Source organism: Streptomyces sp. NPDC058086 (assembly GCF_042885015.1).
In the GTDB taxonomy this organism is placed as follows: domain Bacteria; phylum Actinomycetota; class Actinomycetes; order Streptomycetales; family Streptomycetaceae; genus Streptomyces.
The window spans coordinates 61,311-85,277 of sequence record NZ_JBHVST010000047.1 but is presented as its reverse complement, the minus strand read 5'-3'; the positions used below and the strand labels follow the sequence as shown (position 1 = coordinate 85,277).

Annotated in this window: 18 protein-coding genes, 1 tRNA gene and 1 pseudogene; 9 read left to right on the top strand and 11 right to left on the bottom strand. The window is 69.1% G+C overall.

Annotated elements, in window-relative coordinates; all coding sequences use genetic code 11:
- Both ACFVWD_RS31165 and ACFVWD_RS31160 read left to right on the top strand, forming a co-directional pair.
- The coding region (locus tag ACFVWD_RS31165) for a vitamin K epoxide reductase family protein (RefSeq protein ID WP_389600886.1) at positions 1 to 333 on the top strand (333 nt) is incomplete at its 5' end.
- 101 nt (positions 334 to 434) lie between these two features.
- Complete coding sequence (locus ACFVWD_RS31160) at positions 435 to 953, top strand: hypothetical protein (RefSeq protein WP_389600884.1); 519 nt, start codon at positions 435 to 437, stop codon at positions 951 to 953.
- A gap of 517 nt (positions 954 to 1,470) precedes the next feature.
- Here ACFVWD_RS31160 and ACFVWD_RS31155 read toward each other — a convergent pair.
- Positions 1,471 to 1,566, bottom strand: a pseudogene (locus ACFVWD_RS31155) (D-2-hydroxyacid dehydrogenase family protein); the annotation flags it as partial.
- A 137-nt stretch (positions 1,567 to 1,703) separates the two neighbouring features.
- On the opposite strand from ACFVWD_RS31155, the gene ACFVWD_RS31150 reads away from it, so the two are divergent.
- The 4 genes from ACFVWD_RS31150 (at position 1,704) to ACFVWD_RS31135 (ending at position 4,782) form a co-directional block, all read left to right on the top strand.
- The gene (locus tag ACFVWD_RS31150; protein ID WP_389600883.1) at positions 1,704 to 2,291 is read left to right on the top strand and encodes a hypothetical protein; all 588 of its coding nucleotides are present in this window, start codon (positions 1,704 to 1,706) and stop codon (positions 2,289 to 2,291) included.
- A 30-nt stretch (positions 2,292 to 2,321) separates the two neighbouring features.
- On the top strand, positions 2,322 to 3,080 hold the full coding sequence (locus tag ACFVWD_RS31145; protein WP_389600882.1) for a YcnI family protein: 759 nt from the start codon (positions 2,322 to 2,324) through the stop codon (positions 3,078 to 3,080).
- Positions 3,081 to 3,318: 238 nt separating this feature from the next.
- The gene (locus ACFVWD_RS31140; protein ID WP_389600880.1) at positions 3,319 to 4,029 is read left to right on the top strand and encodes a hypothetical protein; all 711 of its coding nucleotides are present in this window, start codon (positions 3,319 to 3,321) and stop codon (positions 4,027 to 4,029) included.
- 120 nt (positions 4,030 to 4,149) lie between these two features.
- Positions 4,150 to 4,782, top strand: a complete 633-nt coding sequence (locus ACFVWD_RS31135) for a sigma-70 family RNA polymerase sigma factor (protein ID WP_389600879.1) — start codon at positions 4,150 to 4,152, stop codon at positions 4,780 to 4,782.
- Positions 4,783 to 4,904: 122 nt separating this feature from the next.
- Here the strand turns inward: ACFVWD_RS31135 and ACFVWD_RS31130 are convergent, their stop codons facing one another.
- The 4 genes from ACFVWD_RS31130 to ACFVWD_RS31115 form a co-directional block, all read right to left on the bottom strand.
- Entirely contained in the window at positions 4,905 to 6,314 is a 1,410-nt protein-coding gene (locus ACFVWD_RS31130) for a Cys-Gln thioester bond-forming surface protein (protein ID WP_389600878.1), read from the bottom strand.
- A gap of 274 nt (positions 6,315 to 6,588) precedes the next feature.
- Entirely contained in the window at positions 6,589 to 7,056 is a 468-nt protein-coding gene (locus tag ACFVWD_RS31125) for a single-stranded DNA-binding protein (protein WP_389600876.1), read from the bottom strand.
- Positions 7,057 to 7,236: 180 nt separating this feature from the next.
- On the bottom strand, positions 7,237 to 9,330 hold the full coding sequence (locus tag ACFVWD_RS31120) for a GTPase (RefSeq protein WP_389600892.1): 2,094 nt from the start codon (positions 9,328 to 9,330) through the stop codon (positions 7,237 to 7,239).
- A gap of 86 nt (positions 9,331 to 9,416) precedes the next feature.
- Complete coding sequence (locus ACFVWD_RS31115; protein WP_389600874.1) at positions 9,417 to 11,024, bottom strand: dynamin family protein; 1,608 nt, start codon at positions 11,022 to 11,024, stop codon at positions 9,417 to 9,419.
- Positions 11,025 to 11,334: 310 nt separating this feature from the next.
- On the opposite strand from ACFVWD_RS31115, the gene ACFVWD_RS31110 reads away from it, so the two are divergent.
- A tRNA-Arg gene (locus tag ACFVWD_RS31110) sits at positions 11,335 to 11,410 on the top strand.
- A gap of 956 nt (positions 11,411 to 12,366) precedes the next feature.
- Here ACFVWD_RS31110 and ACFVWD_RS31105 read toward each other — a convergent pair.
- Both ACFVWD_RS31105 and ACFVWD_RS31100 read right to left on the bottom strand, forming a co-directional pair.
- Positions 12,367 to 12,903 (bottom strand): hypothetical protein, encoded by a 537-nt coding sequence (locus ACFVWD_RS31105; protein WP_389600872.1) that lies wholly within the window; start codon positions 12,901 to 12,903, stop codon positions 12,367 to 12,369.
- 375 nt (positions 12,904 to 13,278) lie between these two features.
- Positions 13,279 to 14,445: a hypothetical protein gene (locus ACFVWD_RS31100; RefSeq protein WP_389600871.1), complete on the bottom strand. Its 1,167-nt coding sequence runs from the start codon at positions 14,443 to 14,445 to the stop codon at positions 13,279 to 13,281.
- 559 nt (positions 14,446 to 15,004) lie between these two features.
- Here ACFVWD_RS31100 and ACFVWD_RS31095 point away from each other — a divergent pair.
- Positions 15,005 to 16,210, top strand: coding sequence for an acyltransferase family protein (locus tag ACFVWD_RS31095; protein WP_389600869.1), 1,206 nt, complete (start codon positions 15,005 to 15,007; stop codon positions 16,208 to 16,210).
- 848 nt (positions 16,211 to 17,058) lie between these two features.
- Here the strand turns inward: ACFVWD_RS31095 and ACFVWD_RS31090 are convergent.
- From ACFVWD_RS31090 to ACFVWD_RS31075, 4 genes are all read right to left on the bottom strand, one after another.
- Positions 17,059 to 17,856 carry a hypothetical protein gene (locus tag ACFVWD_RS31090; protein WP_389600867.1) on the bottom strand — a complete coding sequence of 266 codons (798 nt, stop codon included), beginning with the start codon at positions 17,854 to 17,856 and terminating at the stop codon, positions 17,059 to 17,061.
- A gap of 1,120 nt (positions 17,857 to 18,976) precedes the next feature.
- Positions 18,977 to 19,789 (bottom strand): class I SAM-dependent methyltransferase, encoded by an 813-nt coding sequence (locus ACFVWD_RS31085; protein WP_389600865.1) that lies wholly within the window; start codon positions 19,787 to 19,789, stop codon positions 18,977 to 18,979.
- A 386-nt stretch (positions 19,790 to 20,175) separates the two neighbouring features.
- Positions 20,176 to 20,982, bottom strand: coding sequence for a WecB/TagA/CpsF family glycosyltransferase (locus ACFVWD_RS31080; RefSeq protein WP_389600863.1), 807 nt, complete (start codon positions 20,980 to 20,982; stop codon positions 20,176 to 20,178).
- Between the two features lie 33 nt (positions 20,983 to 21,015).
- Positions 21,016 to 22,020, bottom strand: a complete 1,005-nt coding sequence (locus tag ACFVWD_RS31075) for a glycosyltransferase family 4 protein (protein WP_389600861.1) — start codon at positions 22,018 to 22,020, stop codon at positions 21,016 to 21,018.
- Between the two features lie 653 nt (positions 22,021 to 22,673).
- On the opposite strand from ACFVWD_RS31075, the gene ACFVWD_RS31070 reads away from it, so the two are divergent.
- Positions 22,674 to 23,858 (top strand): O-antigen ligase family protein, encoded by a 1,185-nt coding sequence (locus ACFVWD_RS31070; protein ID WP_389600859.1) that lies wholly within the window; start codon positions 22,674 to 22,676, stop codon positions 23,856 to 23,858.
- Positions 23,859 to 23,967 lie beyond the last annotated feature (109 nt).

Sequence of the window (23,967 nt, the reverse complement as noted above, 5' to 3'; positions counted from 1 at the left end):
GGGATGAGCCTGCTCGCGCGGGCCACCTACCCGCGCTGGTACTGGCTGACCTTCAACGCCGGCACCCTCTTCGGCGTCGGATTCTGCACCTGGCTCCAGTTCGAGTCGCTGTACCGGATCAACTCGCTGTGCCTGTGGTGCTGTCTGGCGTGGGTCGCCACGATCATCATGTTCTGGTACGTGACGTCGTTCAACGTACAGCATGCATTTCTGCCCGCGCCCGGCTGGTTGCGGGGATTCCTCGGAGAATTCACCTGGGTCCTGCCGGTCGTGCACATCGGGATCATCGGGATGCTGATCCTGACCCGCTGGTGGAATTTCTGGACGAGCTGACTATTGGGTCCGTCAGGGGAATCTTGAACTGAAGGCGTTCTCAGGATCGTTACCCGGTATGGACGCAGACCCACCGAATCCTGAAAGGGACCGTACCTGAGATGAAGTCGACCACTCGAGGAACTCTTGCCGCCGTCGTCACCGGCGTCGCGGCAGTGATGGGTGCCGCCGCCGTGACCCCGGCCGTCGCGGCCGAAAAGGTTCCCGTCCCCGTACCTCTGGACGGCGTGGGGCGCGCCCTCAACGTGCAGACGCCCAAGATCGCCGGGGAGCTTCCGGTGCCGATGCCGGGCGGACCCGAGGGACCGCGGTACGTCGAGGGCCGACTGCTCCCCGACGGGGCGGTGCCGCGACTGCCGGTCGGCGCCGGACTGCCCGGGGCGGGATTGCGCACGCCCCTTCCGAAGCTCCTCGGGCACGGCTTCGATCACCTCGGGGCGGACGCGCCTGCCGCCGACCTGACCACGTTGACGCCGGGGCTGGCCGTGGACACCCCGCTCAGCGCACCCAACCCTGACCACTACGGTCTGCCGGACCTGAAGCTCCCTCGGGCCGCCGTCCTCGGACCACTGCTGAAGACGGTGCCCGGGGCGAACGTCGGCATGGGAGAGGGGGATTAGTACTCCCGTTGTGCTTCTCCATTTGTCCTGGTCAGCGTGCCCGTTTCGAATCCAGTGGGCTGATGCTGCATCAGGGCGGTGGCGGTCCGTGCCCCGCTCGATCGGGGTGCGTTGAGACTGCCATGGAGTCGGATATCGAAGCAGGGCCGTGGGCCACCCAGTCGGAGTCGTGCCGCTGTGGGTGGGTCGGCGGTTCGGGCGCAATGAGCCGGCTGGCGACGGGCGGGCGCGATGCCCGCTGATGGCGCCGGATCGTGGCGGAGTCGCCGTAGTGCTCAGAGGCCGGGAAAGCTGGTCACACGGCAAAGGGCGACAGCGTGATAGCAGCGAGGCTGCTGTGGGGGAGGAACGGTGTTGAAAATAGTGGCGCGCCGTTGAGGGCGCTCACTTCCGCGCTGCCGATCGCCTGGGTGATCGCCGATGCAGCCTAGGAGCATGGTGAGTCCCGGCGCGGTGGTCGGGTTCTCCAAGGTCGGCCGGGTTGCGGGCGGTCAGGGGTTTGCCGGGCAGCCGACGGGCTCGCGACCTCCACGTCGTCCGCCACCGGCGACCAGTCGGCGACCTCGGCCGCTATGCCCTGATAGTCGTCGAGCACGACACAGCGAAGCGGTATGTCAGGTTCCTACCTCCCTCCCGGTTCGACCGGACCCTGCCCGAGCGGCGTTTCGAGGCCTCCGGACGGCCTCGGAGGAAGCAGCTGCTCGGGAAGCCGCGACGGCCGTTCGCCCGCCATGGCAGTATCTGGGCTCCATGAGTGCGTCCCCAGAGGTACGGAGCCTGCGCGCGGCGGTGTTCGCCGTGCTGTGCGTGCTGCTGGCCGCCGGGGGGCACGGGCTCGCCACCGGTCAGGCGCCGCCGCTGTGGGCGGACGGCGCCGGGCTCCTCGCCGTCTTCTCGGCCGGCTGGCTGCTGGGCGGACGCGAACGCTCGCTCGTCGGGATCGGCGGCGGGATGCTGGCCGCCCAGGCCGGACTGCATCTCGCCTTCGAGGCGGCCGGTCCGCGGATGGCGATGGACATGCACGGCGCGCACATGGCGAACCCAGTAGGGCACGCCATGACACCTCACGCCACCGCCGCCCACGTGGTGGCCGCTCTCCTCGCGACCTGGTGGCTGCGGCGCGGTGAAGCCGCGTTCTGGTTCCTGCTGCGACGGGCCGCGGCGCTCGTACCGGGGCTCGCCGCCTGGTGGCGGGTGCGCGCGGGGTGGTCCGCCGTACCGACCCGGCCGGCCGTCGTACGCCGGACCGCGCGGGAACCTCGGCCGCTTCGGCAACTGCTGCTGCGCCACGCGGTCTCCCGGCGGGGACCGCCGGCAGGGCTCGCGTACACGCCCTGACCGCATCCCCACCAGTACGGAGTTCCCCTGATGTCCCCGATTCGCACCACCCTGCGCCGCGCCGGCCTTGTCGCCGCCCTCACCACAGCCGGTGTCCTGGCCGCCGCGGGCGCCGCCTTCGCGCATGTGACGGTTCACCCCGAGACCTACGCCAAGGGAGCCACGGACGGTGTTCTCACCTTTCGCGTCCCCAACGAGGAGGACACCGCAAGCACCACGAAGGTGCAGGTCTTCCTGCCGACGGACCACCCGGTCCTCGGCGTGCTCGTCACCCCTCAGGAGGGCTGGACGGCGCAGGTGACGACCACGAAGCTCAAGACCCCCGTCAAGACCGACGACGGCACCATCACCGAGGCCGTCTCGGAGATCACCTGGACCGGCGGCCGGATCCGGCACGGCCAGTACCAGGACTTCAACGTCGCCTTCGGCCAGCTGCCCGACGACACCGACCAGTTGAGCTTCAAGACCCTGCAGACCTACTCGGACGGCAACGTCGTCCGCTGGATCGAGGAGGCGAAGAAGGGCGCGGAAGAGCCGGAGAACCCGGCGCCGGTGCTCGCCCTGACCGCCAAGGACGCGGAGACGGGTTCCGACGGGACCTCGGACTCAGCGTCGGGCTCCGCCTCGTCCTCGTCGTCGAGCTCGGCGCCGGCCGTCGCGGCCGACTCGACGTCGAGCAGTGACTCCACGGCCCGTGGCCTGGGCATCGCCGGACTGGTCGTGGGCGTCCTGGGCCTGGCCGCGGCCGGCTACGCCCTCTCGCGCGGCCGGGGTGCCCGCTCCGAGTAGGCGAAGGGCCTCTCACAGGTTCTCACCGGCTCCCATCGGCTCCCATCGGCCGATGACCACCCGCTGAGTGGTTGCCGTCCCGCCGACCTCGCCCTCCGTCGGCGGGACGGATTCCCCCACCAGCTCGCCAGTGGACACCCTGCGCCCGACGCGAGTTGAGCCCGCGCATGAGTGGGGCGTGAGAAATTTCCGTACCCTCCCCTGACGCCTGTTGCCCGGATGCGAGGATGAGCCCGCCATGACTGCTGGGTGGTGTTCTCGCACGGTACGGGCCGCGGTGTTCGCGGTCGTCTGTGTGCTGCTCGCCGCCCTGGGGCACGTGATGATGTCCGGCGGCATGGTGCCCTGGTGGGCGTTGGGCGCCTCCGGCGCGGTGATCGGCGGCGCGGGCTGGTGTCTGGCCGGCCGGGAACGCGGACTGCCCCTGATCGTGTCCGCCGTGGTCGCGGCGCAGACGGTACTCCACTCGGTGTTCTCGCTCGCGCAGTCGTCGGGCTCCCTGGGAGTGTGGGGCGCGGCGGCCTCGGTCTTCACCGGCCACGACATGAACTCCATGCCCATGGGTCCCATGTCCATGAGTTCCATGTCCCCGAACTCCGTGCCCATGGACTCGACACGCATGGACGCCATGGACATGGGTGCCATGGATCACCTGGGGCACTCGGCGGACGGCACGTCGTCCTCGCTCGGCATGCTCGCCGCCCACCTGCTGGCCGCCCTGCTCTGCGGCCTCTGGCTCGCGCACGGAGAGCGCGCCGTCTTCCGTGTCCTGCGGGCCCTCGCCGGCCTGTTGGCAGCCCCGCTGCGGCTGCCGCTCGCGCTGCCCGTGCCGGTGAGCCGCCCGCGTCCGCGTATCCGCCGCGACCGCTCCGCCCGCGCGCCGCGCCGGCTCCTTCTCGTCCACGCGATCACTTCTCGGGGTCCGCCCGCCGGGACCGCTGTCGTCTGAAGACAGCCGGTTCCCCGAGGCCGCCCCTGTGCGCCCCGGGCCTCGGCCGTACGCCCTCGTGCGGCCGGTTTCGCTCACCGGACCCTCGGGCCGCCCTCGCGCGCCGGGTCCGGATCCCGGATGACCCGAGAAGGACACCAGGTGACCACTCCTGCCCTGCCCACCTCACGTGACGCTTCGCTGACGGCCTGGGCGCTGGCCGCCCGCGCCGGTGACCCCGACGCCGTCGACCAGTTCGTGCGCGCCCTGCACCGCGACGTACGCCGTTACGTCACCTATCTGGGCGCGGACCCGCAGACCGCCGACGACCTGGCCCAGGACACCTTCCTGCGCGCCCTCGGCAGCCTGCACCGCTTCGAGGGCCGCTCCTCGGCCCGTACCTGGCTGCTGGCCATCGCGCGCCGGGCCGTGATCGACAGTTTCCGCACCGCGGCGGCCCGGCCCCGGCTGGCCGACTCCGACGACTGGCAGCTCGCCGCCGAACGCGCCCAGCCACGCGGCCTGCCGGGCTTCGACGACGGCATCGCGCTCGACGAACTCCTGGCCGAACTGCCCGAGGAGCGTCGCGAGGCCTTCGTGCTGACCGAGCTCCTCGGACTGCCGTACGCGGAGGCGGCCCTGGTGAGCGACTGCCCCATAGGTACGGTCCGCTCACGCGTGGCCCGTGCCCGCAGCGCCCTGATCGCTTCGCTGTCCGACGCCGAACGCTGTGGACTGCCCGAGCGGCGCGAGCTGGTCGGCGCGATGGCCTGACGGGCGCGGCCGGAAAGGGGCGCGGCCCCGGTCGCCTGGGGGGCGGGCCGGGGCCGCGGCTCACGGAGTCACCGTGCTGCGGTCACCCACTGTTGAGTTGCCAAGGTGCGGTGCCGCTGTGCTCAGTTCTGCGCCGGTGCCTTCTTCTTGCGGAGGAGGAACACCGCCGCGCCGCCGCTCATGACCAGGGCGATGGCGATGCCCGTGATGATCGGGGTCGCGCCGGAGCCGCCGGTCTCGGCGAGGTTGGTGCCCCCGGTGGAGGCGGTGCTCGCCAGGGCCGGGCTCGGCTCACCGACGGTCTGGGTCGTGATGTCGCTCGCGCTGCCCTGTGTCTTGCAGTCGAGCATGCCGGTGAAGTGCTTCTCGAAACCGTTCGGACCCGTCAGCGTGAAGTCGTACGCCTGGTCCTCCTGCAGCGGGACCGTCACCGTCAGGGACTTGCCCGCGGCGACGGTGTGCTCGGCCCCCATCAGCTCGAAGGTGAACGGCGCGTCGCCCGTGACGGTCGCCGTGACGTCCACGCCGCCCTTGGCGCAGTTCGTCGTGGCGGACAGCGCCGGTATCGCGCCTTCCTTGGCCCAGTTCGCGGTCGCCGTCGCCGAGACCGTCGACTCGCTGGAGCCCGCGAGGATCTGTGTCTGGCTGCGGGTCCCCGAGGCGAAGGCCCGGCCGACCGGCACGGTCGTCGACGCCTGCACGGTCAGCGCCGCCGAGCCGTCCGTGGCGTCCTTCGGCACGTCGAAGTAGAGCCGGCTGCCGTCCGTCGCCGAGGTGATCGCCTTGCCGTCCTTGCCGACGACCTTCACCCCACTAGCGGCGGCGTCCGCGGGCGGTGTCACCGTCACGCTGTCCGCGTCGGTGTGCACCGTGATCGGGCCGAGCCTCTCGCCGGCGTGACCGGAGACCGCGGGCGGGTCGAGGGTCAGCGAGGCCTTGGGCTCCGCCACGTTCCGCGCGTTCTTCTGCAGGTAGTCGGCGAGCTTCTCCGCCTGCGGGTCCAGGGCGTCCACGTCGGCGCCGTCCGAGTACCGCCAGATGGCCACCTGGGTGCCGGCCGCAGCGCCCTGCTCGGTGAGGCCGTGCGCACCGGCCATGTCGGCCAGCGCCGCGAGGTCGTTCACCTGTGGGTAGGAGTGCTGCAGGATCCAGCGGATCTTGCCGGCGTCCTTGTTGCCGTTCAGCGAGGTGCCGCTCCAGGAGGTCTCCTGGTACTGGGCGTCCCGCTGGGTCGGGTTGTGGAGGTCGATGCAGTACGTCTGCAGCATGCCGCCGCCGTCGACGGACATCTCGAACAGACCGGCGGACACCTGCTGGTCCACGCCGTTGTCGTGGACCACCGCGGCCCCGTACGTCTTCAGACCGCCGATGGTCGCGGTCGCGCCGCCCTGACTCTGCGGGGCGTCGTCGGCGGCGGCCGCACCGGCGGTGGCCAACGCCCCCGCGGTGACGAGCCCCGACACCAACGTCGCGGCGGCGAGGCGAGCGGCCCCTCGCCTGCGCGCGGACCACGCAGAGAACGAAGAAAACACAGAATTCCCCTTCGAGCAGGACCCGTTGACATGGGGGGACGGTCCCGCCAGCAGAATCAGAAGCCCCGTGAGCTATGCCCGGCATCCTAAGGACGTGGGCGCACCGCGGTTCCCGGTCCTGCCGTCGGACGACCGATCCGAATCGGAATCGTTATCGGTCGGCGAGCCCGTGAGCTGCGCTTATCGACAAATCAATGAGGACTGTCCTGAACGGATTTGTCGATAAGCCGCAGTTCGGTCAGGTCGCCCGGCCAGGGCGATTCCGTACCTGACGTCAGGTCACTCCGGCGGGTTCCGGCGTCTGTTGGGGGACACCCAGGGAACGACTCTCCGACTCCGTCTCCCAGTTGGGCTCGGGCCGGGTGGACACAGTTGTGTCCCCTTCCTTGTTCGGGCGCCGGAAGGCCGAGGTGCCGCGCGAGAGGTCGTGGCCGATGGCCACCGCGTCGATGTCCGCCGACGTCCAGCTCTGTCCTTCGCGTACCTCGGTACGCACCTTCAACCTGCCCTGCACGATGACGGGATCGCCCACCGACAGCGACGCCCCCACATTGGTGGCGAGCGCGCGGTTCGCCCACACGGTGAAGAAATTGGTGTGCCCGTCCGTCCAGGCACTCTTCTCGCGGTCCCAGTACCGCGCCGTCACCGCCAGGCGGAACCTCGCCGACGCGCCGTTCGCCAACTCTCGGTAGACCGGCTGCGTCGCCACGTTCCCCACCGCACACACCAGCGTCTCGTTCATGCCCGACCCCTCTCCCGTACGAATGCGTCTGTCGCGGCGCTCGCATGCGCTGCGATCGCCGCGAGTTCAGACTGCCTTCGTCGGGCCGGGCCCGCTGAGCCCTGTGTGCTACCGGCCGGTTGTGGACAACCGCGTCACCCGAAGGGGTGGAGGCACTTCAGCCTCTGGAGTGCTTCCTCGTCATCCGACCGGCGCCGACGCCCCCGTGACCCGCCCGTACTGCTCCCGTACCTCCCGATACCGCAGCAACTCCGCCGCCACCGGATCGAGTACTCGCGCCCTCCCGCACCCGGCGGCGGCCTCGCGCAGTCGCCGTTCCGCTTCGAGCCCGTACCGCTTGGCCGGTCCGCGCGCCGCCATCCTGCTGCCCCACTCGACGGCCGGGCCGCCGATGATGCCCGCCAACATCAGCAGCACCGGCACCCCGAGGTTCGGCGCCATGAACCCGATGATCTGCCCCAGCAGCCACAGCCCGCCGATGATCTGAAGAATCGTCATCGAGGCCTGCGCGAGCACGGCGGCCGGCCACCAGCCGGGCCGCGGTGGCCGCCCCACCGGTGTCGTGGCGCGTGTCGCCATCTCGTCCAGCGCCTCCGGCAGCCCCTGCGCACCACGCACGGCCGCCTCGCGCACCGCCTGCGCCCAGGGCGCGGGCAGCCCGCGGGCCGCCCGGTCCGCCACCGTACGCACCGCCTGCTCGACGCGCTGCCGGGCCGTGGCCTCCTCGTCCGCGGGTGCCCGTACCGACAGCCGGCCCGTCATCGGGTCCCCCCGGTCCTGGACCCAGTGCCACAGCCGCAGCCAGGGGGTGCCGCACGCGCGGTTGGCGTTGCGGCGCCACGCGCGCTCGGCCGCCTGGCCGGCCGCCGTGGCGCCCACCGCGTCCGCGAGCCGGTCCGCGAACTCGTCGCGTGCCTCCTCACTGAGCCCCGTGCGCCGCCCGGTCGAGTAGACGGGACGCAGTCGCGTGGCGGCCGCGTCGAGATCGGCCGAAATTCGACGGGCGGCGGCGCCCCGCTCGGCCAGGAACTGGCCGAGCGACTCGCGCAGTTCGCCGATGCCGTCCCCGGTGAGCGCGGACAGCGCCATCACGGTCGCGCCCGGTTCGCCGTACTCACCCAGTGCGATCCCGTCCTCGTCGAGCAGCCGTCGCAGATCGTCGAGGACCTGGTCGGCGGCCTCGCCGGGCAGCCGGTCCACCTGGTTGAGGACCACGAAGGTGACCTCCCCGTGGCCCGCCATGGGCCGCAGATACCGCTCGTGGAGCATGGCGTCCGCGTACTTCTCGGGGTCGACGACCCAGATGACCGCGTCGACGAGCGCCAGGATGCGGTCCACCTGCTCGCGGTGCTGGACGGCCGCGGAGTCGTGGTCGGGCAGGTCGACCAGGACGAGGCCGCGCAGTTGCGCCTCCGCCTCCGGGCTCTGCAGGGGACGTCTGCGCAGTCGTCCCGGGATGCCGAGCCGGTCGATGAGGGTCGCCGCGCCGTCGCTCCAGCTGCACGCGATGGGCGCCGCGGTGGTGGGCCTGCGCACGCCCGTCTCCGAAATGGCCACCCCGGCGAGCGCGTTGAAGAGCTGCGACTTGCCGCTGCCGGTGGCCCCGGCGATGGCGACGACGGTGTGCTCACCGGACAGCTTGCGGCGCGCCGCCGCCTCGTCGAGGACCCGGCTCGCCTCGGCGAGCGTCCTGCTGTCCAGCCGGGTGCGCGACAACCCCACCAGCTCGCGGAGCGCGTCAAGGCGCGACCTCAGGGGTCCGTCGTACGCGAGCGGGAGCGGCGGGGCCTGTACGGCGGTCTTGGTCTCCAGGACCAGGGACGGGGCGTGTGCCTCCTGGCCGGGGGCCGTCTCGGACACGCGACGGGCGATCAGCCCGTCGTCCCAGGCGGTCTCCGACTCGGCACGGGTACCGACGTCGCCGGTCTTCACCCGTGTGTGCCCGACGTCGTCCTTCACGCGTGTGTGCGCGCCGCCACGCGGGGCGTCGAAGGCGACCTCCTGGGCCCGCTCGGCGTCCTCCGTCTCTGCCTCCGTCTCCGCCTTCGCTTCTGTCTCCGCCTCCGCCTCGGCTTCCCCCTCCGGCTGTGCCTTCGTCACGGACTCCATGGGAGCCTCCGTCGCGGCCTCCCCGGCGGCGGGCTCGCCGTCCGCGGCTTCCGTGGCGAAGGCCTCTGGGGAGTCGGCCTCGGAACGAGAGGCTTCAGGGCGGCCGTTTTCGGAACTTTCCTGGTCGGACGCGCCCCCGTGGTCGGACGCGTCGTGACCGGACATTCCGTGATCGGACGTGCCGTCTTCGGGGGAATCGTCTCCGGCGTGGTCGGCGTGATCCGTGTGGTCTGTGACGGCAGTCACCGCGGTCACCTCTCCTTCTGCAGTACGGACAGCGCGGCGATGAGTTCGGCCTGGGGCTCTGGGTGCACGTCGAGGGCGTCGAGCGGGGCGAGACGGCGCTCACGCTCGGTGTGCAAGGCCCTGTCGAGGTACTCGGCAAGGAGGCGCCCGCCTCTCTCGCGCAGCCGCAGGGCGCCGTGCGCGCCGAGCCGCTCGGCGAGCCCCTCGCCCGCGTTGCGTGCCCTGTGGCCGCCCAGGAGCGCGGTGGCCACCAGCGCGGCGACGACCTCGGCGTCCGGTGCCATGCTCTTGTCGAGGCGGCCGACCTCGTCCTCGGCGTACTCCTCCAGGACCCGCCGCCAACGTCGTACGGACATCCCGATCCGGTGCTCGGCGCTCTCCAGCGTCGGATCACGGTCCGTCAGCCCCGGAGCATCCGAGGCCGGTTCGCGCCGCCAGGCGTCGTCCACGCGCTCGTCGGCGGCCGTGACGGCGCACAGCAGGAGTGCGGCCAGGCTCTCGACGAGCGAGTCGAGCAGTTCACCCGCGGTGCAGTCGAGCGGGTAGGCGCGCCACCGCTTGAGCGCGTCCCCGGAGAGCACGGCACCGGTTTGCAGACGCCCCTTCACGCGCGTGTGCTCGCTGTCGTACGCCCCGTCGACGGCGGCGGTGAGCCGCAGCGCAGCCGCGTACTGCGCGGCGGCCGCACCGGCGAGCTCAGGCATCCGGGCCTTGAGCGAGTCGAGGACTCCTTGGGCCGTACGGGCCATCGCCGCGTGCCGGGCTCCGGGGTCCTGCGTCTGGTGGACGAGCCACGTGCGCAGCGGCGCGACGGCCGTGGCGGGCAGCAGGCCGCCGCCCCACGCGGACTCGGGCAGTTCCGGCACGGTGAAGCGGGGCACCTCGCCGAGCCCCGCCTTGGTGAGCAGGGCGCCGTACTGCCGCGAGACCTCGGACACCACCTGGTGGGGCACCCGGTCGAGAACCGTCACCAGGGTCGCCTTGTGTTCCTTGGCGGTACGCAGCAGATGCCACGGCACGGCGTCGGCGTACCGCGCGGCCGTGGTCACCATGACCCAGATGTCGGCAGCGCAGATCAGTTCGGCGGCGAGTACGCGGTTGTCGGCGACCAGGGAGTCGATGTCGGGCGCGTCGAGCAGGGCGAGGCCCCGGGGGAGGGTGTCGGCGGTTTCGATACGCAGCACCCGTTCCCCGCGTTCCATGAGGGCCTGAAGGTCGTCGCCGGGTTCCTGGTGGGGCACCCACGCGCGCGTGAGGTCGGGCAGCACCCGCATTCCACTGAACCAGTGATGGTCCTCCGGATGGCACACCAGTACCGGAGTCCGGGTCGTCGGCCGCAAGACGCCGGCCTCGCTGACCCGGCGTCCGACGAGGGAGTTGACGAGAGTGGACTTTCCCGCTCCCGTAGACCCGCCGATCACGGCGAGAAGTGGTGCTTCGGTTTCCCTCAACCGGGGCACCAAATAGTCGTCTAGTTGTGCGAGCAGTTCGTCGCGGTTGGCACGCGCGCGTGGAGCCCCAGCCAGGGGCAGCGGGAAGCGTGCGGCGGCGACACGGTCGCGCAGGGCGGAGAGTGCGTCGAGCAGCTGAGGCCGTACGTCCAAGGTCACCACATGCGAAGAATGCCCAACTTTGGACTCTTTCTGAAGCATATAACTATGTCTGCGCGCCGACAGGACACACGGGGCGGAAGGGACGACTGGGGCGCAGGCATAACGAGTGCACAACACCCGATGCGCGAGACGCCAAAAGCGGTGCACGATTCGTACCTGCCTGCGATTATCAGGACCGCTTCACTGAACCTCCACATTGAGCCACGGAGGCGAAGCGCCAGGGACAAGGACCCGGGAGCCCTATCCTTGTCCCCGGCAAGGTCACGGATCGGCCCACACCCGGGCACCACGAAACCGGCCACCACACCTGGCCCCCGTAGCTCAGTGGATAGAGCAGGCGCCTTCTAAGCGCTTGGCCGCAGGTTCGAGTCCTGCCGGGGGCGCCACTGAGAGCCCTCCCATCGGGAGGGCTTTTTTGCTGGTCAGGCGGGTTCCGCTCGACACGGCGAAGCCCCGAACACCCCCCGACGATCAAGGGGAGGTTCCGGGGCTGTCCGGCTTTCACCGGGTTTTCGCGGGTGGCCGGGTCAATACGTGTCGAAGTTCTCGGCGAGAAGCCTCAGTGTGCGTCGGGCAGCTCGGGGAGATTCCTTGCGGCCTCCAGGCGCCTCTTCAGGTCAGGCAGCCGCCCCTCGACGCACCGAGCGTAAGTGGCCAGCAGCACCGGCACGCTGTTCCCGGCCCATTCGGCCACCTGGGCGGCGGGATCCCGTCGTTGAGCCACTTCGTGAGGCGCGTGTGCCGGTTGTCGTACACCCGCCTCCCCGTGGGCGACTCGAAGACGTGCGGGGGCAAGACGGCCATACGTGCACTGGGCCACGCTCGTCGGATGACCGAACCCGCGAGAATGCCGCCCGTCTCCCCCTGGAACAGCAGATCCCCCGCTTGAGCTGTTCGTCCTCGATGTGCTGCCGCAGGATGCGCGTCAGGGCGGGGTGCCCCGGCACGGTGCGCGTCTCGCCCTCGGCACGGCCCTTCAGGTCGCGTTCCTCGTGAATCTCTCCGGTGTCGGTCCACTGCTTGCCGACCTCCGGGGTCAGCGTGTGGATCAGGAGTTCACACCATTGGTCCCCATCGTCGGGGCCGGGAAGCGTCACGTCTTTCACTCGCATGGCCACGGCTTCCTCCGGTCGCGGACCGCAGTTGTACAGCGTGGCGAAGCACGCGTGCAGCCGCATTCCTCCACGGGGCCGGCGCCGGATCCAGTCGAGGAGTACCGCCGCCTGGTCCGCATTCATCAAGGACCGCTTGTCCACGGCGTTGCTGGTCTTGGTGCCAGCCGTTGACCCGTTCCCCTTGGGGAGGGGGTTGGCCCGCAGGACGCGCCGCCGGATCGCATGGTTCATGACGACGTTGAGGATCCGGCGGTGGCGCTTCCTGGACCAGGCCGTCGCCTGCTTAATGTCGAGGAGCGTGTCGACGGCTCGCGGGACCCCATCGACCCTCTCTCTGCCTCCTCCCAGGCCGAGACCGGCGGAGAGTTGCGCTCCACCCACCAGAGGATGGTCACCACGTCTCGCGGGGCGTTCACACGGCGGGTCGAGTTGAACGCCCATTCGCGCAGTGCGGTCCGCACGGCCACCGGGGCGAACTGGGTCGGCTGGACGCGCAGCAGCGCGATGATGGCCGCCGTCAGGGTCTTGGCCGTGTTCTTACGGCTGTTGCCGCCTGGCTCCGGCCAACGGGCGTCCACGTACTCGACGGTGAATGTGTACCAGCTCATCGAAGCCGACTTGGAGCGGTGGGACACCGGCAGCCCGGTGGCAATAACGAAGGCCTCGCCCTTGCCCGTTGCCCGGATGAGTTCGGAGCGGAAGCCCTCAGCAAGCGCGACGCTGCCGAAGGGTTCACGCCAGTGCTTGTGCTTGCCCGCGACCACCCAACGCACCCTGTACGTGGTCTTCCGGGCGCCCTTGTACGTGAGGATCTTGTGACCTTCACGTCTTACTTGGTCTCCATCAGGCGGCGTCCTCACGGTCGTTGAGCCAGTGATCGAGATCGCTCCATCGGATCCTGAGCCGTGCTCCCTTCATTGCAGCACGCTACAAACTGGATGTTCCGGACGGTCTGGCCGCCGCCCTACCAGCACCGGACACGGATGACGACGAACCCGCTCTCTGATGAGCGCACCCATTCCGAGCACACGCAAAGCACCCCCACCCGGGCCGTCCACGGGCCGTGCGAGGGTGCTCGGCGATGACGAATGACGACAGCCACTGACGGCATGGCAACAGCTCAGGCGACTGAGGTTTTCTCACTGACCGACGGTGAGGAACAGAGCTCCGACTAGAACTGACACGACGATCTCGTAGCCGAGGACGATGCAGGCCAGGGCCAACACTCCCTTCTGCCACAGACGCGGTCCGCGGTAGGGAAGGAGCGGTGGCTGGTCCGAGGGTTGGAGCGCCGCTTCGGTCGGGGTCGTGCCAGTCTCCGCGTGGGTGCGCCACCAGTGACATAGCGTTTGGATCTTGGCTTCGAACTCCGAGTCCCAGAGCACGCGTCCGACACGCGGTACTGGCAATGGCGTTCGGCGACTGCTCGCTTCAAGGATGACTAGCCTGCGCCCGCCGCGGTGGCGCTCGACGGCGATCCCTTGAATATCGTCCCAGGCAACGGTTCGGGGCCGCAGCCCTCGTATGACCAGGTGGTCGGCAGTGAGGATGACGCCTCTACCGAAGCTCAGGAAGCCCGCGCCCAGCAGCAGCGAGATCGCGACGAGTGCGCCGAGCGTGCGGCCAAGGAGCGTCGGGTGATCAGCGCCGGGCCCCTCGGCGAACCCCGCCATCACCGCATCAGCCGCAAGCCAGCCGAGCAGCAGGAGCGTGGGCACCGACCGGCTTGGCGCGGGTCGCATGCCCAGTCGCTCGGGCAGCCGGCCGTAGGTATGCCCCCAGGCGCCGAGTTCACCAGCTGTGTCTTCGACGTGGGCCGCGCCGCCGTTGGCAAGCCACCAGCTTCGGATGGTCGCGACCTTGTCGTCGAACCGGCGGTCGCGGGACAGGAAACCGGAGCTGGGCATTCGTAGCGGGGTGCGGCGTCCATCCGTCTCGTAGAGGACCACCCGCCGTCCGCCGGTGAACGGCTCGACCGCGACCTCGGCGACGCTGGTCCACGGGATGGTCCGGCGGCGCAGGTTGTGGACGACGACCGCCTCAGGGGTCAGGGTTACCCCGACGTAGCGGCTCAGCACCCACAGTTCGAGCGTGACGAAGAACGGCAGCACCATGGCCAGGACCCGCGACTCGAACGGCAGGCCGGGCCGCTGGTGCGCCCACAGCAAGGGGTTCGACAACTGCATCAGCACGGCGGCGCCGAGGATCAGGCCCAGTGGCAGGGACTGCTGCCACGAAGCCCGATAGCGGACTCGGCCGACCATTCCCGACGATTCCGCTCCGCCATGGCGGGCTTCCTGGTTCACAGCTGTTCCACCCCTGCCGCACGAACAACGCGCGCATCATGCCTGGCCAGGGACTGTTCGCGCAATGGCTGCCGGCGGCCCCGGCCCGGCAGAGCAACTGGCAGCCAGGGCGAGAACGTGCCTTCTGCTCGTAGCGCCCACGGCGCCCGCCCTGTACAGCGCGGGCAGGATGTGGATGCGGGCGGCGGTGATGTCGGGCGTCGATCCGGGCTCGACCTGGGAGACCCACGCACATCCACGGACCATCGCAGCAGGTGAGAAGCACACCGGCCCAGGGTCGAGCACACACCCAAGTTGCTTCGGGACGAAGAGGTCGTGGGTTCAAATCCCGCCACCTGACTCGGAAATCGGCAGGTCAGGGCCGGTTTCCCGCCAAGGGAGACCGGCCCTGATTGCGTTCCTGGGGTGCTCTGGGTGTCAGCTGGGCTCCACCCGGTCAGGGAGAGACACGACACCCCATCGCTGTCTGCCGAAGCCTGTTGCTTACTTAGTCTTACATTAGTGGTCATATAATGCGCCGGTTACTGGCGGACCCCCCGAAGGGCTACGGCGAAACCCCATGTCTTTGCCAGGCATACGGGCGGTGGTGACACCTCTCCCCAAACGTCTCGACTCCCTCACGAGCCTGCGCTTCTTCGCGGCCTTCGCGGTCTTCACCACCCACTTCACCGGGAGCGGCGGCAAGACCGGACTGGGACGGGCGCCGTTGATCTTCCCCTACGCGCAGTTCGGCGGAAACGGCGTCAGCCTCTTCTTCGTTCTGTCCGGCTTCCTGATGATCTGGGTCTTCAAACCGAACGAGCACCCAGGCGCCTTCTACTGGCGCCGCGTAGGCCGGATATGGCCCGCCCACCTGGTCGCCCTGCTGCTGGGCACCTACGCCTACTACACGGCGGCGCACCTCGCGATCAGCTGGCCCAGCCTGATCTCCTCCGCCTTCCTGGTGCAGACCTGGTCCCCGAATGTCACCCCGGCCCTCCCCGGGAACGAGGTCACCTGGACGCTCAGCGTCGAACTGCTCTTCTACGCCCTCTTCCCGCTGCTGGGCCGGATCGCGGTCAGGCTGCGCACCCGCTGGCTCGGGGCGGTCACGGCAGGCGGACTGGCGGGAATGTGGGCCGTGGACTGGTTCGCCACCACCCACTACTCGCCCGCCCACGCGGCCTGGGTGATGCGCCACCCTGTGGTCTACCTGCCGGAGTTCCTGCTCGGCATGACGCTCGCGCTCGCGGTCAAACGCGGCTGGCGGTTGCCGCTGCACCCCTCGCTGCCGGTGGTGCTGCTGGCGGCCTACGTCTACTGCTACTACCAGGGCCAGGCCCTGTTGTCGGCGGGGGCCGCCGCGCAGCTCGACTATCTGGTGCGGCCGGTGGTCGCGGTCCTGGCCGCACTGATCATCCTCGCCTTCGTCCAGCGCGAGGTCCGCGGACTGCGCGGCGTACTCAACGCCAAGCTGATGGTCCAGCTCGGCCTGTGGTCGTACTGCTTCTACCTCCTGCACCACTCGATCAGCCGGCTGGCCATCTACCAGTGGGGCCGCATGCCCGACAACAACGGCACGCTGTTCGCGCTGGTCGGCATGTGCGCGGTCGTCATCGTGCTGGCCTGGGCGTTGTACTCCGCGGTGGAGGAGCCCGCGGAGAAGTGGTGGCGGCGGCACACGCCGCAGCGGTGGCTGCGGCAGGGGCCGCCCGGCGGGCGAACAGTGGCAGTTCAGCCGCCTCGCCTGCCAGAGACCGAACCGCGCGAGCCGGTCGCCAACTGACGAGACGCGGGTGAGCACGCAGGGCCCTGAGGACTCCTAGCCGTAGACCGTGTCACATCGTGCGGTCAATCACGGTCAACGACTTCGCCGCAGTCGAGATGCACCGCTGAGCTGGGCTCTCACCGAGCCCCGGGTGACCCGCGCGCCTTCGCTGCCTCGCACAGCCGCCCTTACAAGGCGGTGCTCCACGTGTGTGGGACTGAGTGTCCAACTGCGTGACAGCGCCGACGAACAACGACGAACAACGACGGACAATGGCGGACAGCGACGCACACCTGCGGACGATCGCAGCAGCTCGGGGGCACACCGGCCCAAGGCCGAGCGCCCATCCAAGTTGCTTCGGGACGAAGAGGTCGCTCCGATAAGGTCCGCCGCATGACCACCGATGCCCTGGTCTGTCCCGAGTGCGGCCGGCCCATGAAGTCCGGCGGCCTCGTGCTCTCCAGACGGGAGGATGACGGCCGGCGGACCTGTCGGTCGCTGTGGAGGTGCACCGCTCGGCACGCCTGGTGGGGCTGGGCTGACCGACCGGATGAGCCTCTGGAGTCCTGTCCGGTGCCGGGGCTGTTCCTCTGACATCCAACGCTGACATCAACAGCCTCGGACGCCATGACTCTCGGCAGTCACGTGCGGCACCGGTGTGTGAGGTGGGCCTCCACCACGGCAGGGCGTGATCGAACTCCCCATGCGGTGCTCACGCATGAGCGCCCTCCCGGGCCGTTCTGGGGCCGTGAAAGGGCGCTCAATGGCGACCACCGTCGACAGCAGGTCAGGGCGTTGATCGATTAGGCGGCCGCAGGTCACGGTCGCCGGTGAGCAGCTGTCGGCGTACTGATCGCGCCCATCGCCTACGGCCCGCCGTGGAAGAAGCCGGACTTCAGGTCCCCGATGACGGCGTCGAGTGGATGCCCACTGACGATGAACGGTCCGCTCCAGGGCGCGCTGAGTGCGAAGAGCAACGCCAGGCTCAGCCCGACCACACACGCAACTCCTACGATGAGCAGCGACGTTCGCAGACTGCTGCGGAAGACCAGTGCGCCGGAGTTCACGATCAAGGCCAGTCCGCTGACCACGAGCGTGACGACATAGAGCGCGGGAACGTCGCGTGAGGCGGCCGCGACACGGGCGCGACGACTACTGGTGACACCGTCCAGGGAAGCCACCAGCTCCGTACCTGTCGGGGTTCCCACATCGGGCCGAGCCGCCTCGGCGCGCACGTTCCGCTCCAGCCGTGCGATCTCGTGAGCGGTGGCCGGGTCGTCACCGGACGCCGCTGCTGCACCCTCCCACTCCCTGGCACGCGTGGTCTGCAGGTAGTCCAGCAGTGCCGCATGGATCGGCTCCGACTGGACTCGCGGACTTGTCGCCGCCCATGCCAGGCGGGAGGCCGCGGCCGCCTCGTCGCTCACCAACCCCTCGGCCGCACGCAGGTAGCCGGACTCGCTGGCCAGTGAGAGTGCCGCAAAGATCGCGAAGGCAGCGCCGAGTGTCGGCATCAGGGGCGTGGCGATCTGCGGCACCCGATCCCGTTCCTCGAGCGGTACGAGCACCCGGACGCCGACCCGTGCCACGGCCGCGACCAGTAAGGCAAGTAAGAGTCCGCCCACAACCAGCACCACCGCCGGGAGTGAGGTCAACCAGTTCACCACATCACCTACAGCGCGTTCCCGCGAGCGCTACACGGCGGCGGCACATCGGGCCTCGCGACCTGGAGCTCCTCGTCGATCACTTTTAATGAACGCTCCATGATCACAGGTCGAAGGCCTTTGACGCTCGCGACGCCCGGCACGGCATCTCTTTTCGTTGGCCAAACAGCCGAATACGGCCCAGTACGACGCTGTTCGACCGCCTTGCGATGTACCGCACTGGACACCTTTTGCTATCCGGCCAGGGTTGCGAGACTCGCCACGGGCCCGGCCTCCGCCGCCTGTCGAATGTGTGCCGAAGGCCAGTCGATGAGATGGCAAGCACGGGAAGAGGAGCAGGTCAGCAGGGGTGTGGCAGCCAACCCACCAAGCGCCTTCTCAGCGCTTGGCCGCCCTGCGGATCAGGGGCCGCGACAGCGTTCTGGGGTTGTGGCAACGCAACGCCGGCGACCGTGTCCGCCGGGCCCTGTACGCACTGGCCGCCGAGTACTCCACCATCGTGGCCTGGTTCTGCATCGACGCCCGCACCCTCGGCCGGCCGCAGCGGCACCTGAACGAATCCACCACGTACGCCGGCCTCTCCCAGGACGGTCCGACGGAAACGCGGGTATGGGTCCCCGTTCTTCGACTGGCTGGGGCGAGTCCGTGCCGCCCTCGCCTACTCAGCTCTCGGTGACGGCCGCACCGCTGGTTGCATGAGGCGGGGCATCAGCCGTATTGCCTGGTTCGGCCCTGACCTGGGGTTTGCGGGCAGCGGGCGGGATTTTCGGACCCCGCCCCCCGGCCTCGCTCAGTCCCGAGCCGTGCAGGTCGACCTGACGGGCGATCTTCGCGATGCTGCTACGAGCCAGGAGCTGTGCCGCCGCGATCCACGGATGTGGGGGCACCGCCAGCAGGTCATCCGCTGCAACCGATCAGCTCGGCGGGAGTACCCGGCTCAAGCTCTCGCACAACACACACGACAAGGGCCTCTCGCGCCGCCCCGTCCCAGGTCATCACTTGTCTCAATCCCGCGACTCACCATGGGAGCGGGCGGCGGCCCGTTGCCGACCTTCGTCGCGCGCCGGGACCTTGATCCGCCCGCCCCGGAGCCATTCCTGCGGGTCGGACAGAAGGCTGATCAGCGGCGGTTCCGTGCGAAGAGCCCGAAGGTGGTGGCAGGAGCGAATCGTTCCCCCAGCGCCTGCAGCACTCCTGACTGCGTCGACCAGTAACGTTGCAGCTCCACATCGTGAAACACCGGTGCCAGGAGTCCCTGTAGGGCCACCTCGTCCACTCCCTGGCGGACGACGTGGTACTCCGACATATCCGCCTCGTTCGTCTCGTCGTAGCGGCCGCGCAGGCGGCGCACCCTGGTGGCCAGGCCACGGCGCAGTTCGCCCTGACCGAGCCTCCAAAGAAGATAAGCGCCCTGATCCAGATTCATGGAAAGTCCCGACCTGCGCGGGTACCACAAGGGGTCCTGAATGCTGAAGAAGACACCGCCGGGGTTGATGCGCTGAATGAGATGTTCGACGGCACCCAGGTAGTCAGGGATGTGGTGAAGTACAGAGATGCACACCACGGCGTCGAGCGGCTCCGGGCGGAAGATTTCCTTTCCTTCGGTGTCATGAATGACGGTGACGTTCGGATTGTTCCGGAAACGGTGCCTAAGAACCGCCGCGCTGGGGGCGCTCATCTCCGTCACCTCGACCTTCGCCCCGGCCGCCACCAGGTGGTCGGTGAAGGTTCCATGTCCGGCGCCGACCTCGAGGACCCGGCACTGGCCATTCCGTTCGATGACCTTACCCACCAGGTCGTGCACGCCCGAGATCACTCGCTCGCGGATGTGGTGATGCCGGATATGCGGAGAGCCTTTCACATAATCATGGCCATCGCCGTGGGCGCGTTCTTGAAGGTCTCCAATTGTGGGCCTGCTCAAGATTTCCGTCATGCGAGGACACTATTCCGGAGGCTGTCTTCACGGTCGGATCAACGGAGATCGGGAAGCGTGATTCACACATCCGGCCGCAAGTATTCCGCAGCGACTTTTTGAGACCGGACTCGCAACTCGCTGCCCCTCTCGTGTCGTGCTGTCCTGCTTCGGAGGAATCTCCCGCAGTCTTTCGGGGATCTTCACGATCGCCGCCTCGTCACCAGGGTCGTTACGCACGTGTTCGATATGCCGCGACCGCCCGCCCCGGGCCGGGCATGGCATGTTGCCGTGAGGACGCGGCCGTCTGCTGCGCCGGCTGCGGCGGTGCGGCAGCCGGAAGAGGCGCTTCGCGGCCCAACTGGCTCGCACGGCACGGCCGGTCGTGCCGGTGCGGGCCGTCGGCCCTACGCGTCGCCCCCGCGGCCGGTCAACAGCCGCGCCCAGTACGCGGCGGTGAGGGCTACGAAGCGGGTGTTGCCCACCGCGTAGCGCAGGAACATGCGACGCGGCTCCTGGACCAGTCGGTGGAGCCATTCAAGGCCGGCGCGCCGCATCCACCGTGGTGCCCTGCTACGGAGTCCCGCCACCACGTCGAAGGATCCACCGACACCGACCACCAGGGCACAGCCCAGGTCCTCCTGCCGGCGGGCGAGGAAGTACTCCTTGCGCGGACTCGGCACGGCGAGGAACAGGATGTCCGGGCGGGCCTCACGGACGGCTGCCACCACCCGCGCCTCCTCGCTCTCGTCCCAGTAGCCGTCCCGGTATCCGACGACCTCGACGCCCTGCCCGGCGGCGATGCGCGCGGTCTCCTCGACCACCTTCGCCTCAGCACCCAGGAGGTACACGCGGTATGCGTTGCGCGCGGCGCTGCGCCACAGCGCCAGCATGAAGTCGATGCCCGCCACGCGCTCGGGCAGGGGGCTTCCGAGGAGGCGGCCGGCCCACACGACCGACTGCCCGTCCGCGTTGACGAGCGAGCACGAGCGGATGATGCGCGCCAGTTCCGGGTCGTCGTGCGCCTGGACGATCTTGGCGGCGTTCAGCACGACGTGCTGGTGGGGGCCGCCGTCCGCGATCAGCGCCTCGGCGGCCGCCACCGACTCCTCCAGGGTGAGCGGATGGACGGGGAGTCCGCACACCGTCACGGGCGGGCGGGGGCCCGTCGGCCTTGTCGACCCGTCGTGTTCCAGCAGTTCGGGTGTGGACACGCTGCTCTCTCCGTTCGCCCCCCATACCACCACTCAGAAATTCGTTTCCCGCCAGATCCGTGAGAACGCTTCCCTGACCGTGTCCGGATCGTAGAGCGGGCGGAGTTCTTCCCAGGCCTTCTGCTGCCGACGCCGGACACCGTCGATGTCGGCCATGCACAGCGTCAGGAAATCGGTGACCGATTCGACAGTGCTGTCGATCTGCTCCACACAACCCCGGCTGAACAGTTCCGCGCTGCCGGGCGACCAAGTCGCGGCCACGGCGCAGCCCACCTGAAGACCTTCGAGCAGCACGAAGGGAAGTCCCTCTGCCCATCGGGCGGGCAGGACGAAGACATCGACCCCGGACCAGAACGAATGAACCTCGTCCGGTGCCAGTACTCCGAGGTCCTCGTCCACGCACGACATGTGATGAGGTGGCACGTCACTGCGTATTCCCGCGACCGAGAACTCCACTGGGACGCCTGTTCGTTTCATTCCGGCCACCGCATCGCAGAGGATGTCGAAGCCTTTACTCCTGTGCATCGTCCCCAACCAGCCGACGCGCAAGGGTCCACCGGAATCCGATGGGCGGGGCGAGACGGTGCCCGTGGGCGCGGGATTTCTCATCACATGCACGGATGCGACTCGACAACCGGACGCTCTGATATCTTCCGCCACGTTCTCACTGAGTACCAGCCAATGACTTCCCCCGAGCGCCTTTCTCAGAAACGCGTTCGAGCGCAGTCGCGCGGGAAGCTGAGAACCGTGGAGATGCATCACGGGGGCGCAGCGGAATGCCCTGGCGAGCACGGTGATGATGGCGTCGCGCAGGAGCGGCATACCCCACTGGGAGATCGGGAGATAGATCGCGCTCGGTGACATCACCGTCAGCACACGGGCACAACGCACAACGGCGGCCATCGTCGCGGCCGCCCCGGCCGACCAGGTCGCCTTGAACTTCATGGATCCGGTGCGGTCCGCGGAAAGCGAGACGACCGACACGACCCGGCAGCACGACTCCACGACCGGCGTGAAGAATTCCGCGGCTCGCCCCATTCCACCCAGGCTCGCACTGTGCCTCAAAACCAGAACCCTCGGCCATGAAGTCGCGGAAGGGCTTCTCTTACGGATCGGGAACACTGCCCTTCTCCTGTGCATCAACAATGGCGCCTGTGGTGAAAAGCGAAGTTTCGGAATGATGACGCTCACCCTCTGACCCTCGTGGTCATCTTCGCCGGAGGGCGGTTCTTTGGTAAAGACCTCTCCATGAGATCACCCGTCCAATGAGGAGTCCAGGACGACACGGAGCTCGCCGCACTGTCCATTTATTCATAAGAATTGCCGTCCGAATCGGCTGGGGAATCGTGACCGTGATCCGCCGAGTTGGGACTGTCCGCGTGGTAGGACAGAGCGGGACGACGGAAGGAGACGTCATGGGCGCGTTGGGTGTGGACTCCGCACTGCTCGGGCTTTTGTTTTCTGCCGCCTGTGTCGGCGCCCTGCTCCTCGTTTCCGTATTTCGTAGGGTGGCGGTCTGGTTGCTGTGGGGAGCAGCTCTGGCGCCTTTGTTCCTGTTCGGCAGGGACTATGCGACGGTAGGTCTCGATCCGGTCTACCTTCTGGATGTCCTGGTCGCACTCGCACTCCTAGCCGGTTCTCCGGTCTGGGCTTCACGAGCCCTTTCGGAGTCTCGCCTGCGGGGATACCGCATGTGTGCCATTCTGCTGGCCCTCGCCGCGGCACAGGCGGTAGTCCGTGGTGTGTCACAGGGCTATCCGGGCGCAATGAAGGGCGGCATCCTGGGGCTGTATCCCCTTTTCGCCTGGGCCGCCGCGGCATGGTTCCTCACGCAGCCCGTCGAGGAGTTCCTCCGGAGGAGATGGCTCCTGTACCTGCCGACCACGGGCGCGCTCCTGATGATGGTGCTGGGCCGGTCGCTCATGCCCGCCGCCGTGGGGCTGTACCTGGCGATCGCCGCAGCTTTCGGCATGGTCCTGCGCAAGAGAGGGGACAGCCGGCTGCTTCTGTGGACGCTGATCGGGTCCGCCTGCCTCACGGCGGCGGCCGACAAGCGCGGACCGCTGCTTGCGGTGGGAGCGGCGCTTGCCGCGACCACGCTGGCCAGCCGGGCGTGTCGCCGTAGAACGGTCCAATGGCCCGCGCTGACCTGGAGCTTCCTCATCGTGGGGCTGGTGGCTGTGACCAGCGTGTCGGTGGCGTACCGGCAGCCTTCGGACCTGCCGGTCGTCGGTGGGCTGGTAAGCCGGATGCAGGCAAGTGAGAACGATGCCGACAGCGAGGCGGCCAACAATGTGGAACTGCGCTACGTCATGTGGCGCACGGCCCTTGATGTCGCACGCTCCGAGCCCCTCCTCGGCGCCGGGGCGGGCCGCCCGATCGAGGTCGTGTTCCAGGGTGCGGAGCTCGACAAGGCCGCGGCGGGCCCCCACAACTCCTTCGTCGGGTACGTCTACTACCTGGGCTGGCTGGCGGGCACCGCATTCGCGCTGCTGATCGTGGCGACGTTGTGGCGCACGTGGCGGGCGCGCTCCCATCCTGTCGCGTCCGCCTGGTTCGGGGCGACGGTCGGCGTCTGCTGCATCGCCTTCACGAATGTCGCCTTCGAGACCACGTACATCGGTCTGCCGTCGTGGCTGGTCGTGGCGTGTGCCTTCGCGCTCGTCGGTGTTCCGCGTACCGCGGTGCCGGCCGGGGACACCGGCTCGGCGCCCCTCACACGGCAGAGCGGCCCGGACATCGCCCTTGCTCCGGCGCTCTCCGGTACCGGGCCGTCGGTCGCCACCGCCCATCGGTCCTGGCGCCGGCGACCGGTGCTCGCCCCGGCGGCCGACCCGCCTCCGCCGCGCCCGGAGGTCTGTCCGCTCGGCCGTTGAGGAGTATCCGATGCACGCAACGCAAACCCGGGGTCTGCGGTCCGCCGGTCCACCCGGGGCGCCGTCGGGCGCACCGGGACTCGGCTCGCCCCGCGAAGGTTTCTCTCTG

Coding starts and splice junctions, on each gene's coding strand:
- ACFVWD_RS31160 (WP_389600884.1), top strand. CDS start 435: ATGAAGTCGACCACTCGAGGAACTCTTGCCGCCGTCGTCACCGGCGTC.
- ACFVWD_RS31150 (WP_389600883.1), top strand. CDS start 1,704: ATGAGTGCGTCCCCAGAGGTACGGAGCCTGCGCGCGGCGGTGTTCGCC.
- ACFVWD_RS31145 (WP_389600882.1), top strand. CDS start 2,322: ATGTCCCCGATTCGCACCACCCTGCGCCGCGCCGGCCTTGTCGCCGCC.
- ACFVWD_RS31140 (WP_389600880.1), top strand. CDS start 3,319: ATGACTGCTGGGTGGTGTTCTCGCACGGTACGGGCCGCGGTGTTCGCG.
- ACFVWD_RS31135 (WP_389600879.1), top strand. CDS start 4,150: ATGACCCGAGAAGGACACCAGGTGACCACTCCTGCCCTGCCCACCTCA.
- ACFVWD_RS31125 (WP_389600876.1), bottom strand. CDS start 7,056: ATGAACGAGACGCTGGTGTGTGCGGTGGGGAACGTGGCGACGCAGCCG.
- ACFVWD_RS31120 (WP_389600892.1), bottom strand. CDS start 9,330: ATGTCCGGTCACGACGCGTCCGACCACGGGGGCGCGTCCGACCAGGAA.
- ACFVWD_RS31095 (WP_389600869.1), top strand. CDS start 15,005: ATGTCTTTGCCAGGCATACGGGCGGTGGTGACACCTCTCCCCAAACGT.
- ACFVWD_RS31085 (WP_389600865.1), bottom strand. CDS start 19,789: ATGACGGAAATCTTGAGCAGGCCCACAATTGGAGACCTTCAAGAACGC.
- ACFVWD_RS31075 (WP_389600861.1), bottom strand. CDS start 22,020: ATGGGGCGAGCCGCGGAATTCTTCACGCCGGTCGTGGAGTCGTGCTGC.
- ACFVWD_RS31070 (WP_389600859.1), top strand. CDS start 22,674: ATGTGTGCCATTCTGCTGGCCCTCGCCGCGGCACAGGCGGTAGTCCGT.